We start from the raw sequence: 17349 nt of genomic DNA, 5'->3' as shown, positions 1-17349 counted from the left end.
AGAAACAGCGTGAGAACCGTAACGTTAACCTATCCGATGTCGCCGGAGACTGCTGCCGAATGGGCACAACCTCAAGTGGCTGCTCTAGGGCAGTTTGACGGCCTGCATCGTGGACATGCCAGCGTCATTACATCCGCTGTGGCCTTAGCCCGTAAACAAGGTGTGCCGGCTGCAGTCCTTACATTTCATCCTCATCCCAAAGATGTTATGGGTAAGGGGGATTATGAAGGGTACTTGACGCCACCCTTTGAAAAGCAAGAGATTCTTGCCAGCATGGGTGTCGATATCCTGTATGTTGTTGAATTTAATGAACAGCTTTCCCGGGTTAGTCCTCAGAATTTTGTCTCTGTTATGCTTTTGCCGCTACATATTGTAACTGCAGTTGTTGGCTTTGACTTTCGCTTTGGCTACCAAGGTGAAGGCGATGTTGAGATGCTTCGTAAGCTGGGTGAAGGTGTTATGAATGTGGAAGTTGCTCCTCCTTTTCTGCTTGAAGGCGAAAAGGTTAGCAGCTCCGGCATTCGCAAAAGTCTCCAAAATGGAGATCTGGGACTGGCAAACTCCTGGTTCGGACGTTGCTATCATCTGCGTGGTGAAGTGGGGCATGGTGAGAAGAGAGGCCGCACAATTGGTTTTCCAACTGCCAATTTGAAGCTCAGTGATCATTTTGTCATTCCGACCAAAGGTGTATATGCGGTCCGAGTCTTTTATAAGGATAAAGTTCTGTACGGGGTTATGAATGTGGGTGTTAAACCAACCTTTCATGAGGGTGTGTTGACTCCGAGCTTTGAGGTACATCTGTTTGACTTCGAGGGTGACCTGTATGATCAAGAGCTTAAGGTAGAATTGGTATCTTACATTCGTCCAGAACGGAAGTTTGACTCCATTGGGGCATTGATTACTCAGATTGGCGAGGATGCAGAAACCGCGAAGAAGATTCTGGAGTATAATTTATAGTCATCCCGGACAAGCCGTTTACTTTTGTTAATGGAGATGCTATACTAAGTAACGTTGCTGGCTTACAGCATCATAACCTTAGCTTGGTTGCACGTTCTCACCGACGGTGACGAGGCTAGTGGCGATTATATTGAAGGAGGTGAACAGGATGGCATTAACTCAAGAACGTAAACATCAATTGATCGACGAGCACAAAACTCACGAATCCGATACTGGATCCCCTGAGGTGCAAGTTGCTATCCTAACGGAGAACATCGTTAATTTGACTGACCACTTGCGTACGCACAAGAAAGATCATCACTCCCGTCGTGGATTGTTGAAAATGGTTGGACAACGTCGTAAACTTCTGGCGTATTTGAAAAACAAAGACATCAGACGTTACAGCGCCCTGATCGAAAGACTGGGATTGCGTCGTTAATTTTCCATAAGATTACTCTTAAAGCAGCCTGGTTGTATACCGTATGTCCTTCTCGGAGCGACAGCGGGACAGCTGGGTTGCTTTTTGAAAATTTAGGGAAAACTTAATATTAGGATCGATGAGATTATTCGCAAAAACGGCGGCTTTACTTTTCAGTAAGGCCCAGCCGTTTCTTCTTATATGCATACAGAATAGGCAACCTCCTTTTGGGACAAGCCTTTCCAAATCATTTAGATCGATATGTGAACCTGCTATTTTAGACTGCGGGTCTACTACTATTCAAGGAGGTATTTATGGAAAAACGTGTAGAAATGCAGCTGGGTGGAAGACGCCTTGTGCTGGAAACGGGCCGCCTGGCTAAACAAGCAAATGCAGCTGTTATGGTGCGTTACGGGGATACTTCGGTATTATGTACCGTTACGGCTTCGAAAGAGCCTAAGGATCTGGATTTTTTCCCGCTTACAGTTAACTATGAGGAAAGATTATATGCGGTAGGTAAAATTCCTGGCGGATTTATTAAACGGGAAGGTAGACCGAGTGAGAAAGCGATTCTGTCAAGCCGTTTGACAGACCGTCCAATCAGACCACTGTTCCCTGAAGGATTTCGTAACGATGTTCAGGTATTGAACATGGTAATGAGTGTGGATCAGGACTGCGCACCAGATATTGCTGCTATGATCGGTACTTCAGCTGCACTTAGTATTTCCGATGTGCCTTTTGATGGACCAATCGGCGGCGTTGCTGTAGGTCGGATTAATGGAGAGTTTGTGATCAATCCGGATATGTCTCAGCAAGCAATCAGTGATGTTTATGTAGTGGTTGCTGGAACGAAGGATGCAATCATGATGGTTGAAGCAGAAGCGAACGAAGTGACGGAAGATGTGATGCTCGAAGCGATTATGTTCGGTCATGATGAAATCCGCAAGATCGTTGCAACCATTGAAGAACTGGTTAAAGTGGCTGGTAAAGAAAAAATGGCTGTGAAGCTGCATACAGTGAATGCTGACGTGAATACTGAGGTCCGTGCATTTGCTGAGGCTCGTCTGGTGGAAGCCGTTAAAATAGCTGAAAAACATGCGCGTCAGGAAGCGATTGATGTCGTTAATGATGAAGCGGTTGCGTATTTCGTAGAGAAGTACATAGAAGCACCGGAGCTTCTGAAAGATGTTAAAGAAGTCCTACATGATATCGTGAAGGATGAAGTAAGACGTCTAATCACACATGATAAGGTTCGTCCAGATGGACGTAAACTTGATGAAATCCGTCCGATTGAATGTGATACAAGTCTGTTACCGCGTACACACGGTTCCGGTCTGTTTACACGTGGACAAACACAAATCCTTAGCGTTTGTACTCTTGGGGCACTAGGTGATGTGCAAATTCTTGACGGAATCGATCCTACTGAAACGAAACGTTTCATGCACCATTACAACTTCCCGCCGTTCAGCGTAGGGGAAGCTCGTCCGCTTAGAGCACCAGGACGCCGTGAAATCGGTCATGGAGCACTTGGAGAACGTGCATTATCCAAGGTTATTCCTAGTGAAACTGAATTCCCGTACACGATTCGTCTAGTATCAGAAGCGATTGAATCTAACGGTTCTACTTCCCAGGCAAGTATCTGTGCCAGCATTCTGGCTATGATGGACGCTGGTGTGCCAATCAAAGCACCTGTAGCCGGAGTAGCAATGGGTCTGATCAAAGACGGAGAGCATGTCTCCATCCTGACGGATATTCAAGGTATGGAAGATCATCTCGGAGATATGGACTTCAAGGTAGCTGGTACAGCAGAAGGTGTTACAGCTATTCAAATGGACATTAAGATTGCCGGTATCGACCGCAAAATTCTTCAGGATGCACTTCAGCAGGCTAAAGAAGGCCGTCTGTTCATCTTGGACAAAATGAATGAAGCGATCTCTGCGCCAAGACCTAATCTGTCCAAATATGCTCCAAAAATCATTATTATCAACATCAATCCGGACAAAATCCGTGATGTTATCGGTGCTGGTGGTAAGATTATCAATAAAATTATTGAAGAAACCGGCGTAAAAATCGACATCGAACAAGATGGCCGTGTCTTTATCGGTTCTTCAGATGAAGAAATGATCCAAAAGGCGCGTTCGATTATCGAAGGACTTGTGCGTGAAGTACAAGTTGGAGAAATCTATGTGGGTACAGTTAGACGTATTGAGAAATTTGGAGCATTTATTGAACTAATTCCGGGTAAAGACGGATTGGTACACATTTCCCAATTGTCTACTGAGCGCGTAGCTAAGGTTGAAGATGTTGTAGCTGTCGGGGATACAATTACCGTTAAAGTTACCGAAATCGACCAACAAGGCCGGGTTAACCTGTCGCGTAAAGCGGTATTGACTTCGGAAACTGGAGCTAAAGCTTAAGTTTCGATTGTAGAGGTACCTTTTCTAAAGTACCTAATAGCATAATAAAAGGAGACAGAAGCGATTGCGTTCTGGCTCTTTTTTTATATGAAATAAAGTAATGTGCATCACTATCACGCCTCTGGCCTCTGTTCTTATGACATAAATTCCTCTTTTGTCTCATAGATTGGGACAAAGTGTCTTTGTATTCGTGTGGAACGGACTACAAGTCGTTTCTACCGGGGAGGAAGTCGTCATGAAGACGGAAAAAGTGGCTTTAGTGGTTGCTTGTATTGCGATCGTGATAGGAATTGGCAGCACTCAGGGACCGGTAAAGGACATGCTTGCGCAATTGAAGCCGCAGGATGACCTAGCTGTGTGGAAGGATATTTCTAAGGCGGAGAACAATGATCTTCGGACACGGATTGAGACCGCCGCAGCCAAGCTTAATGCCCCTCCAGTGAATGCTGTGGTTGATCGGGTATGGAAGGCGATTCCGGGTTATAACGGGCTTGAAATTGATGTAGAGAGTACATATCGGAATGCTCTTTTGGCACCAAAAGAACCTATAAAATTTGTGTATCGGCAGATCGAACCACAGATATCCCTGAATCAACTGGGAGCTGAACCCATATATCGTGGGAATCCGGCTAAGCCGATGGTATCGCTGATGATTAATGTGGCGTGGGGAAATGAGTACATTGTGCCAATGTTGGATGTTTTGGATGAAGAGAACGTTAAAGTTACGTTTTTTCTGGATGGGAGCTGGCTGAGTAAAAACCCGGAACTGGCTAAAGAAATGCTAAAACGCGGTCATGAGATGGAGAATCACGCTTATACCCACCCTAATATGAGTACTTTAAGTCGTGCGCGAGCTACTGTAGAAATTGAGAAGACACAAAAGCTGTTAAAGGAATCGCTTGGAGTCACTAATAAATGGTTCGCCCCCCCTTCTGGTGATTTCGATCAGGAGACCGTAGAAATTGCAGGCAGTTTAGGGCTCAAAACCGTACTTTGGACCGTGGATACCGTAGATTGGCGTAATCCGTCTCCTGAATCTGTGGTTGCCAAAATCACAAGCAAAGCGGAACCGGGCACTCTAGTCCTAATGCATCCCACAGCCGCATCCTCTAAAGCTCTGAAGGCCATGATACGTGGAATCAAAGCAAAAGGGTTACAGCTAGGCACAGTTAGTCAAACGCTCTCAGCAGAGCGGCTAATCCCCTCTAATGTTGAGTGAGAGATGTATTTCTGGTAGGATTATAGGCACGTGTAATTAAATTAGATAGAACATGGCTATTAGCCAGGAGGACTTGAAGTGGAAAAAATAGTGTTATCCAATGGTTTACGAGTGGTAATGGAGAAAATCCCGACCGGCCGGTCCGTTTCTTTCGGAATCTGGGTAAAGACAGGCTCTCGGAATGAACATCCTGGAAACAACGGGATATCCCATTTTGTAGAACATATGCTTTTTAAAGGAACGGATCGGTACAGCGCCAAGGATATTGCTGAGCAGTTTGACGCCATCGGCGGCAATGTAAATGCGTTTACCTCAAAGGAATATACATGTTATTATGCTAAAGTATTGGATGAGCATCTGCCTATCGCTGTAGATGTGTTAGCGGATATGTTCTTCCGTTCACGGATGGACGCTGAAGAGCTGGAGAAAGAAAAGAATGTCATCCTTGAGGAAATTTCCATGTGCGAGGACACGCCGGATGATCTTGTGCATGATTTGATGTGTGCTGCTGCCTACAAGGACCATCCGCTTGCGTATTCCATCCTTGGCTTGAAGGAACGGCTAATGGAGATGAAGCCGGATGATCTTCGGGCGTATATGAAGGAACAATACACGATTGAGAATACGGTTATAAGCGTTGCCGGCAACATTAGTGATGGATTGATTGAACTGCTGGAACAGCATTTTGGTTCTTTTGATAATCATGGTACAAGTGCTCCGCTGACTCCACCAGATTACTATGGAGAGCTCATATTTCACCGCAAGAAAACAGAGCAGAATCACATCTGTCTTTCCTTACCAGGTGTCCGTTCTGGCGATCCCCTGCAGTATGCTATGGTGCTGATTAATAATGCCGTAGGCGGAGGGATGAGCTCCCGCATGTTCCAGGAAATTCGTGAAAAGCGCGGATTAGCTTATTCGGTGTATTCCTATCACAGCTCCCAGGCAGATTCTGGTCTGTTTACGGTCTATGCTGGAACAGCGCCCAAGCAAACAAAGGATGTCATGGAGTTAATCAAGGAAATGATGTACGAACTTGCTACCAACGGCCTCAGTGAAGATGAGCTGAGAAAAGGTAAGGAGCAGCTTAAAGGCAGCCTCATCCTTAGTCTCGAAAGCACTAGCAGCCGAATGAACCGTATCGGAAAAAATGAACTTATGCTCGGAAGACATAATACATTGGACGATATGATCGCCAAAATTCAGCTAGTGACGATGGACAATATCAACAGTGTGCTGGATCATATGTTCGCGGAGCCGCTTTCTTTAGCGATGGTAGGCTCATCAGATAAAGCTATTGCAAATGTTAGGAGAGATGATCTTGTCTTATTACGTACAAATCAATAAACTTGCTGGAAACGAGGATGTAAATCTTCCTTGTAAAATGTCGGAGCAAGCTTCCGGTTATGATCTTTATGCTGCCGTTGCGGGTGAAATTGTACTTGCACCAGGAGAGCGGGCATTAATTCCAACAGGGATTTCACTGGCTATGCCAGAGGGGCTTGAAGCGCAGATCCGTCCGCGTAGTGGACTGGCCTTGAAGCACGGGATTACCTGCTTGAATACACCTGGAACTATAGACGCCGATTACCGCGGAGAGATCAAAGTGCTCTTGATCAATCTGGGGCAGGAGCCTTTTGCTATCGCTCGCAATGAGCGGATTGCCCAAATGGTATTTCAAGCCGTTCCAGTGGTTAATTTGGTGGAAGTGGAAGAGTTGTCCGAAACTCAACGCGGAGCCGGAGGCTTTGGCCATACTGGCAAGTAAGATTGTTGTTACAATTCATTTAAAAAGCTTACGAATTCATGCCCAAGGCATGATTCGTGAGCTTTTTTTATTATGTAGAGTTAATTATCCAAAGTTTTAATTCTTCGATTGTTATACAACTAACTCCGACTTCCCCATCGAATAAACTCAGCATTGTCATTGGCGCTCTGCCACTACTCTAACCCTACCGTCAAAGTAAAGACGAAGCCCCTATCGGACCCCAGTGCTCTTATTTATAACAATTCTGCTTAATTCGGCTGTTTTCGGACCCCAGTGTCACTATTTGATCAAAAACACCTGATATCGAGCCTGTTTATATCGAATAAGAGCACTCCAGTCCGAAACTCCTCCTAAAAGGCAAAAAATACACAAATAGTTGCATCTCGGTCCTTAACTCATCAGCCGTAACCCGTAACCCGTAACCCGTAACCCGTAACCCGTAACCCGTAACCCGTAACCCGTTAGTTCATCATCAGCCATGCGTGCCGGGGATTTCATTTCCGCTCTTCACCCATTAACTATGCCCAGCATAAGATGCTTTATAGTCGATAGTGTATGTTGAAAGGAGCGTCATCCCTATGCTTACTGGCGTCAGGATCGTGTTCCTGGGCGGGGACGCGAGACAGCTTGAAGTGATTCGGAAATGTGTGGAATTGGATGCGACGGTAAGCGCTGCCGGGTTCGATAAGTGGGAGACCCCTAGCCCAGGGGTGAGCCTGGAACAATTGACGGTAGAGCTGCTGAGTAATGCAGATGTATTAGTGTTGCCTACGGTAGGCTGTGATGATGAAGGAAATATTAGTGCTCTATTTTCTTCTGAGCGTTTAACGATTCTGGAGGAGCATTTCACTGCGCTGCCATCCGATTGTTTAGTTTATACCGGTATGGCTAAAAGTTACTTGCGCGGGATGTGTACCAAGCACTCACTGAAGTTAATCGAACTGCTTAATCGTGATGATGTGGCTATTTACAACTCTATCCCGACAGCGGAGGGAGCGCTGGTAATGGCCATTCAGAACACGGATTTTACGATTCACAGCTCGAAATCAATGGTGCTTGGTTTAGGTAGAACTGGGTTTACAATGGCTCGAAGTCTACAGGGACTGGGGGCCATTGTAAAGGTTGGTGTCAGAAAACAAGAACATTATGCACGTGCTGAGGAAATGGGCTGGAAGCCTTTTATGACCAATGAGCTGCTGCTTCACGTACCCGATGTGGATCTTATATTTAACACGATACCAAGTATGATCATCACCGCGCAGGTGCTCTCGCGGCTTGCGCCGCATTGCGTAATTATTGATCTGGCATCTGCACCAGGCGGCTGTGACTTTCGTTATGCTGAGAAACGTGGGATTAAGGCGATGCTGGCTCCAGGACTCCCTGGCATTGTAGCTCCAAAAAGCGCTGGGATTATTATGGCAAATGCGCTGGTACAGTCGATTTCGGACGAGGCTTTAATCAAGGGGGACGAATAAAATGGATTGGCACGGAAAAACAGTAGGGTATGCGATCACTGGATCTCATTGCACTTTTGCTGAGGTAATGCCACAAATTCAGCGCTTCGTAGACGGGGGAGCAAACGTAGTACCTATAGTTTCTGCCTCTGTACTAGGAACAGACACCCGCTTTGGGACATCGCAAAATTGGTTAAAACAGTTGAAAGATATAACAGGGAATGATATCATTTCTACAATTGTTGAAGCGGAGCCGCTGGGTCCTTCCAAGCTGCTGGATGTGCTGACAATAGCACCTTGCACAGGAAATACAACGAGTAAACTGGCTAATGCCATGACGGATAGTCCCGTGCTAATGGCAGCTAAATCACAGATGCGCAACGGACGTCCACTAGTTCTAGCGATATCTACAAATGATGGATTGGGCCTAAATGCCGCAAATATTGCTAAGCTTCTGGTGGCTAAACATATTTATTTTGTACCATTCGGTCAAGATAACCCTGAGGGTAAACCTAACTCGCTCGTGGCACGCATGGATCTTATCCCGGAAGCTTGCTATGCCGCTTTGCAAGGTAAACAACTACAGCCGATGATCATCGAACGGTTTCATTCAGCATAGAAAATTGACAGAGTTCGGCTGATTTTGTTGTGGACAATAAAAGGGGAGATGCACCAAATGAGCAATGAGAAATGCCAAGATAACGTAGTGGAACCAGCTAAGTTCATTGCTATCAAAAAAATATAAGCAGTATTGCTACCGTCCTCAGGTTCGAGGGCGGTACAGCCATTTAACAACTTACTTAACGAATAAGCTCACGTACCGTAATCTTTTCACGAATGATTAGTGTGTTTGCTTTGATAATAATGGGGGAATTATACATGGGTATTCTGGTACAAAAATTCGGAGGAACATCGCTATCCACACCGCAAGCTAGAGAACACGTAATCCGCAATGTCAAAAGGGAGCTGGCAAGTGGCTATAGTCTTGTAATTGTTGTATCGGCTATGGGCCGTCGTGGAGAGCCTTACGCAACTGACACTTTGCTGGATTGGGCTGTGCAGAACGGAGATGCACTTCCAGACCGGGAAAAAGATCTCTTGATGTGCTGTGGCGAAATTATTTCAGCTACTACTCTATGTGGGCTGCTGGAGAATGAAGGCATCGCTTCTACAGTGTTAACGGGAGCTCAGGCAGGATTTCTGACAGATAGCAACTACGGTAATGCCAGAATTCTGGATGTGCGTCCGGAACGCATTCTCCGTGAGCTGCGTGAGGATAAGGTAGTTATTGTTACCGGGTTCCAGGGCCAGACTGAGGCGGGTGATTTGACAACTTTAGGCCGTGGCGGCAGTGATACCTCTGCTACAGCACTGGGTGCTGCTCTTCATGCTGATATGGTGGATATTTATACGGATGTTAACGGAATTCTTACAGCAGATCCACGGATCGTTGAAGATGCTAAGCCATTAACTTACGTTAGTTATACTGAAATTTGCAATATGGCTCATCAGGGAGCGAAAGTCATTCATCCACGTGCGGTTGAGATTGCTATGCAGGCACAGATCCCAGTTCGTGTTCGTTCAACCTTTTCAGAAGCTGAAGGTACGTTGGTTACGAATCCAGAAGGATTTAACGATATCCAAGCAGGGGGAATTGTGGATCGATTCGTTACAGGGATTGCTTATGTCAGCAATGTTACACAGATTTCTGTGGAATGCCCGGACGGTAACGGAACCGGAGTGCAGCTGCAAATCTTTAAGAGTATGGCAGATAACGGAATAAGCGTTGATTTTATTAATGTAACACCTACGGAAGCTCTTTATACGGTTTTTGATGACAAATCAGAGAAGGCTATTTCTGCTCTACAGCAGCTGGGTTTGCGACCTAAGAGTTTGTCGGGTTGTGCCAAAGTTTCTGTTATCGGGGGCGGAATTAATGGTGTGCCTGGTATTATGGCGCGCATTGTTGAGGCGCTTAGCTCGCAAAACATTCAAATACTACAATCCGCGGATTCGAATACAACGATATGGGTGCTTGTGAAAAAAGAAGATATGGTGCAGTCCCTGCGTTCGCTGCATGCTATGTTTGAATTGCACCGCTGACAAGGAGGAATTCAAAGTGGATTTCGGAAGATTAATAACAGCCATGGTAACCCCTTTTGATGGGGATGGAGAAATCAACTGGGATGTAACTTCACAGCTTGTCGATTATTTAATTGAGGTACAGAAATCAGAAGCTTTGGTTGTCTGCGGAACGACAGGGGAATCGCCTACATTAAGCGATGAGGAAAAGCTGCAGCTGTTTTCTTTTGTGCTGGAAAAGGCGAATGGACGTTGTAAAGTTATTGCTGGAACTGGCAGCAATAACACGAAACATTCCATTCAGCTGACGAAGGAAGCGGAGAAAATAGGCGTAGATGGAGTGCTTTTGGTCGTTCCTTATTATAATAAACCGAATCAGGAAGGTCTTTATCAGCATTTTTCCACGATTGCTTCAGAAACTTCATTACCAGTGATTCTATATAATGTTCCAGGTCGAACAGGTGTAAGTATGAGCGTGGCCACTACCCTGCGGCTTGCTGAGATTCCGAACATCGTTGCTACGAAAGAATGCGCGTCTGTAGATCAGGTAACACTTATTGCCTCTGATTGTTCAGATGATTTCCGTGTATATACGGGTGATGATGCCTCAGGTCTTGCCAGTCTGGCTGTCGGTGGATACGGAATTATAAGTGTATCTAGCCATGTGGTTGGTGCGCAGATGTCAGAAATGATTTACGCTTATACCTCCGGCAATGTTCAGCTTGCTGGAGAGATTCATCGCCAGCTGTTCCCGATTTTTAAAGGAATGTTTGAATGCCCACAACCGCTGCCCAATCCTTCAGCTGTAAAATATGCTTTAGGACTCAAGGGGATCCCTGTGGGCGGAGTCAGATTGCCGCTTATTTCGCCAACGGAAGCGGAAGCGGCTTTTATTGAAGCACTATTTCACTAAGAATTAATCATTGCTGATGTACGTTCTAAACCGGCTACTCTATTGAGGGAGCCGGTTTTTTCATTTATATTTTTTTTCTGAAATATTGAGGCGAATTTAAGGAAAGAATTTGGATACGAGGCGGATGACTTGTCTTTTGCCAAAAAAATCATGTATAATGATCTTAAGTGACTGGGTGCGGTTAAAATTAAATATGCGGTAATCTTCCGTCAATGTAATACATTGTGAGACAGGATAGGTCCCAAGATGAGTCTGTTTAAATAAATGACATGTCTTCGCGCGAGGGGCGCGACGGTGAATTTTGACGGCGTTTGTCCGCTTCAATATGAACTTTACTGCCCGGAATCGGGAGCTTTCGCATTGCGCATTTTACAGATTTCAGGAATTTCCTCGTCGATTGGAAGTTATTGGCTGTTTGAAAGAAATGTGTTCAGCGCCGCTGAAATAATCGAAGTTCGATATTTACCAATAAAAGTATGACGTCCAACATCATAGGAGGGTTAGATTCATTTGTCCAAAAAAAACAACAACGATAAATTGACGATTTTCGCATTGGGCGGAGTCGGAGAAATCGGGAAAAACATGTATGTTATTCAATACGGAGCTGACATTGTAGTCGTGGATTCGGGACTCAAGTTTCCGGAAGAGGATATGCTCGGTATTGACATCGTAATTCCTGACATCTCGTATTTGACAGAGAACCGTGACAAGGTAAGAGGTATTGTGCTTACTCACGGACACGAGGATCACATCGGTGGTCTGCCTTATGTCCTTAAGAATTTGAATGTTCCAGTCTATGGAACAAGATTGACTTTAGGTCTTGTAGAGAACAAATTGAAGGAAGCGAACCTGCTGGGGGACACCAAACGGATTCTGATCAACGAAGATTCAGAAATTCAATTGGGTAACTCACTTAAGGTAACTTTCTTTAGAACCAACCACAGTATTCCTGATTCCGTGGGTGTATGCATTGAGACTCCGGAAGGAAATGTTGTTCATACGGGCGATTTCAAATTTGACCACACCCCAGTCAACGGTCAATTTGCAAATCTGCATCGGATGGCAGAGATTGGCCAAAAGGGCGTACTTGCTCTTTTGTCAGATAGTACGAATGCTGAGAAACCAGGCTTTACCCCATCTGAGAAGAATGTCGGTATTGTGCTGGAAGATATTTTCCGCAAGGCTGAGCAACGTGTCGTTGTAGCAACTTTTGCTTCCAATGTGCACCGTATTCAACAAGTGGTTAATGCAGCAGAATCTACGGGTCGTAAGATTACGGTAATTGGCCGCAGTATGGTCAACGTTGTATCCATCGCTTCAGAGCTTGGATATTTGAACGTACCTGACGGAATGCTGATCGAACCGGAAGAAATGAATAGAATGGCAGCAAATCGTGTAGTTGTTCTTTGCACAGGCAGCCAAGGCGAGCCAATGTCTGCATTGACACGTATGGCACGTTCTAGTCATCGTAAAGTAGATATCCTGCCAGGCGATACCGTTATTATTGCGGCAACACCTGTGCCAGGTAATGAGAAGTATGTAGGCCGTACTATCGATGAATTGTTCCGTCTTGGTGCTAATGTGATTTACAGCGGTTCCAACTCCGGCGTTCACGTATCCGGTCACGGTAGTCAAGAAGAACTTAAGCTTATGCTTAACCTGATGAAACCGAAATTCTTCATTCCGATCCACGGTGAATACCGCATGCAGCGCAAACATGCTTTACTGGCAGAATCGGTTGGCGTAGAGCCACAGAACATTTTCATCACTGAAATCGGTGAAATTGTTGAAATCCAGGGCGGTGCCGCTCGTAAGGCTGGTAAAGTAACAGCTGGTAACGTATTGATTGACGGACTAGGTGTAGGCGATGTTGGTAACATTGTATTGCGTGACCGTAAGTTGCTGTCTCAAGATGGTATCTTGGTTGTCGTGGTTACACTTAGCAAGCAGAATGGTGCAATTGTTTCTGGACCTGACATCATTTCACGTGGTTTTGTTTATGTTCGGGAGTCCGAAGGGCTGCTCGACGAAGCTAACCGAATTGTATCCAGTACATTGCAACGCCTGATGAGTGAAAAAGTAAATGAGTGGGCTTCCCTTAAAACAAGCGTAAAAGATTCGCTGGGCCGTTTCTTATATGAACAAACGCGCCGCAGACCGATGATTTTGCCAATTATCATGGAAGTGTAAGGAGAGTTTCTCCTTCAATGAATATATAGCTAGGGCTGAGCCCCTTTTCCCCGGAAATATTGGACGGTTTCCACGGGAGAAGGGGTTTTTGTATGTTCATAAGCTGAAAATTGCATAATGCAGCACCCTGAAACGTCATACTAAGGATTGTTAGTAAGGCAACAGCAGACTAGAGCTGCATATAACAAGGGAGAGCTGCGAAGATGAACTACATCGAAGGATCAAATGGAGCAAAAAATGAGGAAGTTGTCCCAGGAGAAACTAATCCGAATCCTAATGAAAATATGCCGCCCACTACAATGGGAGCGATTAAGGAGCTTGGACAAACAGTAGTCCCAAGTGGAGAGCCTGATATTTTTTGCTTAACGATTATTGGTCAGATTGAAGGACATATTGTTATGCCTCCACAGAACAAAACAACAAAGTATGAGCATATCATTCCGCAGCTGGTGGCAGCTGAGCAGAATAAAAACATCAAAGGCCTGCTTATCATTTTAAATACGGTAGGTGGAGATGTAGAAGCGGGATTAGCAATTGCGGAAATGATTGCATCCCTCTCCAAGCCAACGGTAACCGTAGTCATTGGAGGCGGGCACAGCATTGGGGTGCCGATTGCAGTTTCCTCCACTTATTCGATTATTGCTGAAAGTGCAACGATGACGATTCATCCGATTCGAATGAATGGTTTAGTGATCGGAGTGCCGCAAACTTTCGAGTATATGGAGAAAATGCAGGAACGTGTCGTTAAATTTGTGACTTCCCATTCGCGTATTTCTGAAGAACAGTTCCGTGATCTCATGTTTAAGACAGGTGAGCTCAATCGTGATATCGGGACGGCTGTGGGGGGCTTGGATGCCGTTAAATATGGTCTGATGGATGAGGTCGGCGGGATCGGAGCGGCACTTGCGCATCTTAACCGAATGATCGGCGGGGATTTCTCAGCATCGACTCCAGGAGGGATTACGCAATGACACTGTACACAGTAGTTGCAATGGAACAGGTGTGGGAGGGGGCATTTAACAATTATGCCGCAACCCGAGAAGTTAGTGTGCAGGGCATGCTGATGCAGGTTGAACCGATGGAGGAAGGACGTGCGCGGATTGTGAGATTATTGGATTGTCCGCTGAACCGTTATCTAGATCCGGCGTTCTCTCCAGGTTCGATAATTACATTAACATAAAGATTCATTTTCTGACAAAAGAGAACATAGGTACGCCACGCCATTATATGGTATAATGTTGTTCCGGGGGTGGCTGGCGTGGCTAAACGAAAAAAGAAGAAGAAAAAAGCGCTGCTCGGCAGCGTTTTAAAATATGAAATATATGGAATTTTATTAATAACTATTTCCGTCATTGCACTGTCTGGTGAAGCAGCCGTAGGGCGCTCACTTTCAAGTATGGCGGGTTACTTATTAGGGAGATTTTATTTTGTGTTGCCGCTTATCGGCATTTTTTATGGACTTATGGTGATGATCCATCGAAGATGGCCTTCCTCGTGGAACAGCAGGCATACTGGCGTGCTTCTGCTTCTATTGTCTATGTGCCTTATGAGCACAATATCTGCAATGGAGCAGAAGCTTGGCCCGTTGTCTTTGTTACATCCTGGCAATGTAATGACACAAATACATAATGATCTTTCGGGATCACTTTCACCTGGCTCGAACGAAAGCAATGTCTATATGCTGGGTAAGGATATAAGCGGAGGGTACATCGGCGGGTTGGAGTATGCAGCGCTGTTATGGCTTTTTGGTAGTCTGGGCGCTAAGCTGCTTATGATCGTCATGCTGGCGATCAGCTTTATGCTAATTACCAACTTGTCCTATGTGGAGATTTTTACGCTTTTGCGAGTGCGCTTGGTTAAGTTTGTGGAGGGGATTCGTCTCCATGCTGCAAACCGTCCGAAGGCGGTTCCCGTAGCGGCCAGACCTTCTAGAGCCGCTGCTCCAGCTAAGGCTCGGCAGGTGAAGCAGCCTGTCTATGATGACGAGGAGGAAGAAGACGAAGACGATCGGTATTTGCCTAATCGCAAACAACCTGTCCTTATGAAAAAAATATCTGGCTGGTTCTCAGGCTCCACGCGTTCACAGGTGGAAGCAGATTCTGAGGATGACGATCAGGGTCCAATTGTGACAAGTGCTTCAACCGGTCCGATTATTTCGGGATTAACTCCAGATAGTCATGTAATTCCATTAGACGATATCGATCATGATTTTGATGATGCGGATCTGGATATTGAACCTGTGACGCCTATTATTCGTGACTTCTTTGAACATATCCGTTCAGAAGGGTTAAACGAAGAAGACCGGGAAGAGTGGAGTGAATTCTCACCCGCAGCTCGTGGTGAAGCAGCTAAACCTGCTGTAGCCGGACCTAATGCCGTTAAGCAGCAGCCTACGGATGAGTCTGAGGAGAATGTAAGCATAGACTTGGAAGGCCTGCTAGGTGCTTCTCCAGATGGAGAGATTATTCCTGCTCCTCCAGCACCACCGCCACCGAAGCCATATAAGCTGCCATCGTTCCGTCTTCTAGCCAAACCTAACAATGGTGGCAAAGCTGGAGATCAGAATGATTATATGCAGACAGCCCGTAAGTTAGAAGCAACACTTGAAAGCTTTGGGGTACGGGCTAAGGTGCTGGAGGTAGTAAGAGGCCCAGCGGTTACGAGGTATGAGATACAACCGGATATTGGGGTTAAGGTTAGCCGTATTGTAAATCTGACGGATGACATTGCCCTTGCACTTGCAGCCAAAGACATTCGGATGGAAGCGCCGATTCCGGGTAAATCTGCAATTGGGATAGAAGTTCCGAACTCTGAGGTGTCTATTGTTACCATGCGCGAAGTTATGGAAACACAGATTTTTCAGGAGGCTGAATCCAGATTATCGATTGCTTTTGGCCGTGATATTTCCGGCCAGACCATTATTGGCAATCTGGCTAAGATGCCCCATTTATTGGTGGCCGGTGCAACTGGCTCCGGTAAATCTGTCTGCATCAACGGGATTATAACAAGCATCTTATACAAAGCTAAACCTGATGAAGTTAAATTCCTCATGGTCGATCCTAAGATGGTAGAGCTGAATGTGTACAATGGAATTCCCCATCTTTTGGCTCCGGTTGTCACAGATCCAAAGCGGGCTAGCCTAGCTTTGAAGAAGATTGTTGTGGAAATGGAGAAGCGTTATGAGCTATTCTCCAAATCGGGAACACGGAATATGGAAGGTTATAATAAGCTAATGGCTGAGAATCCAGCGGCAATTCTCCCGTATATCGTTGTTATTGTGGACGAGCTTGCGGATTTGATGATGGTTGCAGCCAATGATGTCGAGGATGCAATTTGCCGACTTGCACAAATGGCGCGGGCGGCTGGAATTCATTTAATTATCGCTACACAACGCCCTTCAGTAGATGTAATCACAGGTTTAATTAAAGCTAATATTCCGTCCCGGATCGCTTTTGGCGTATCGTCCAATGTGGATTCACGTACCATTTTGGATATGCCCGGTGCAGAGAAGCTGTTAGGCCGAGGTGATATGTTGTTCTTGCCAATGGGCGCATCTAAACCTATTCGTGTACAGGGAGCTTTTATGAGCGACCAAGAAGTAGAGACTATTGTTCAATATGTCAGCAGTCAAGGTGAAGCCGAATACGATGAGTCCATCGTTCCTGAAGTGGATGATACAATCACAGAGGATCAGGAGCCGCAGGATGAATTATACGAGCAGGCCGTACAAATTGTGCTGGAGGCTAAACAGGCTTCAGTGTCGCTGCTACAGCGTCGTATGCGTGTCGGTTATACCCGTGCAGCCCGGTTGATTGACTCTATGGAGGCTCGTGGAGTCATCGGTCCTTACGAGGGCAGCAAGCCGCGTGAGGTGCTGGTGTCACTTGAGCAATATCAGCATAACAAGATCAGCTCCTAAGCTGGACAAGCCCGTCGAAACCTTCAATAGACA

At 45.7% G+C, this 17349-nt stretch carries 14 protein-coding genes; all 14 read left to right on the top strand.

Annotation, left to right across the window (positions count from 1 at the left end; all coding sequences use genetic code 11):
* Positions 1-9 precede the first annotated feature (9 nt).
* Positions 10-957: a bifunctional riboflavin kinase/FAD synthetase gene (locus NST40_RS19235; protein ID WP_076182610.1), complete on the top strand. Its 948-nt coding sequence runs from the start codon at positions 10-12 to the stop codon at positions 955-957.
* 148 nt (positions 958-1105) lie between these two features.
* Entirely contained in the window at positions 1106-1375 is a 270-nt protein-coding gene (gene rpsO / locus NST40_RS19230; RefSeq protein ID WP_036656390.1) for a 30S ribosomal protein S15, read from the top strand.
* A 293-nt stretch (positions 1376-1668) separates the two neighbouring features.
* Entirely contained in the window at positions 1669-3771 is a 2103-nt protein-coding gene (gene pnp / locus NST40_RS19225) for a polyribonucleotide nucleotidyltransferase (RefSeq protein WP_342409906.1), read from the top strand.
* 235 nt (positions 3772-4006) lie between these two features.
* Positions 4007-4990: a polysaccharide deacetylase family protein gene (locus NST40_RS19220; RefSeq protein WP_076190910.1), complete on the top strand. Its 984-nt coding sequence runs from the start codon at positions 4007-4009 to the stop codon at positions 4988-4990.
* 78 nt (positions 4991-5068) lie between these two features.
* Positions 5069-6337 carry a pitrilysin family protein gene (locus NST40_RS19215; protein ID WP_076276217.1) on the top strand — a complete coding sequence of 423 codons (1269 nt, stop codon included), beginning with the start codon at positions 5069-5071 and terminating at the stop codon, positions 6335-6337.
* Positions 6312-6758, top strand: coding sequence for a dUTP diphosphatase (dut, locus tag NST40_RS19210; RefSeq protein WP_172628834.1), 447 nt, complete (start codon positions 6312-6314; stop codon positions 6756-6758). The genes NST40_RS19215 and dut overlap by 26 nt, the downstream gene beginning before the upstream one ends.
* Positions 6759-7336: 578 nt before the next feature.
* Positions 7337-8233 (top strand): dipicolinate synthase subunit DpsA, encoded by an 897-nt coding sequence (dpsA, locus tag NST40_RS19205; protein ID WP_076276218.1) that lies wholly within the window; start codon positions 7337-7339, stop codon positions 8231-8233.
* A gap of 1 nt (position 8234) precedes the next feature.
* Positions 8235-8831 (top strand): dipicolinate synthase subunit B, encoded by a 597-nt coding sequence (locus NST40_RS19200; protein ID WP_036688443.1) that lies wholly within the window; start codon positions 8235-8237, stop codon positions 8829-8831.
* Between the two features lie 260 nt (positions 8832-9091).
* Positions 9092-10315 carry an aspartate kinase gene (gene dapG / locus NST40_RS19195; RefSeq protein ID WP_036688442.1) on the top strand — a complete coding sequence of 408 codons (1224 nt, stop codon included), beginning with the start codon at positions 9092-9094 and terminating at the stop codon, positions 10313-10315.
* A gap of 16 nt (positions 10316-10331) precedes the next feature.
* Positions 10332-11207 (top strand): 4-hydroxy-tetrahydrodipicolinate synthase, encoded by an 876-nt coding sequence (dapA, locus tag NST40_RS19190; protein ID WP_340010494.1) that lies wholly within the window; start codon positions 10332-10334, stop codon positions 11205-11207.
* Between the two features lie 510 nt (positions 11208-11717).
* The gene (locus NST40_RS19185; RefSeq protein WP_076127859.1) at positions 11718-13397 is read left to right on the top strand and encodes a ribonuclease J; all 1680 of its coding nucleotides are present in this window, start codon (positions 11718-11720) and stop codon (positions 13395-13397) included.
* Positions 13398-13600: 203 nt separating this feature from the next.
* Positions 13601-14368: an ATP-dependent Clp protease proteolytic subunit gene (locus NST40_RS19180; protein WP_076136428.1), complete on the top strand. Its 768-nt coding sequence runs from the start codon at positions 13601-13603 to the stop codon at positions 14366-14368.
* Positions 14365-14577: a YlzJ-like family protein gene (locus NST40_RS19175; protein ID WP_076127863.1), complete on the top strand. Its 213-nt coding sequence runs from the start codon at positions 14365-14367 to the stop codon at positions 14575-14577. The genes NST40_RS19180 and NST40_RS19175 overlap by 4 nt, the downstream gene beginning before the upstream one ends.
* A gap of 78 nt (positions 14578-14655) precedes the next feature.
* Positions 14656-17316, top strand: a complete 2661-nt coding sequence (locus NST40_RS19170) for a DNA translocase FtsK (RefSeq protein ID WP_076276219.1) — start codon at positions 14656-14658, stop codon at positions 17314-17316.
* The last annotated feature ends 33 nt before the right edge of the window (positions 17317-17349 follow it).

The organism is Paenibacillus sp. FSL R10-2778, from assembly GCF_038593035.1.
In the GTDB taxonomy this organism is placed as follows: Bacteria; Bacillota; Bacilli; order Paenibacillales; family Paenibacillaceae; genus Paenibacillus_AQ; species Paenibacillus_AQ odorifer.
Note: the sequence above shows the minus strand (reverse complement) of the source record. Positions and strands in the feature narration are given on the sequence as shown.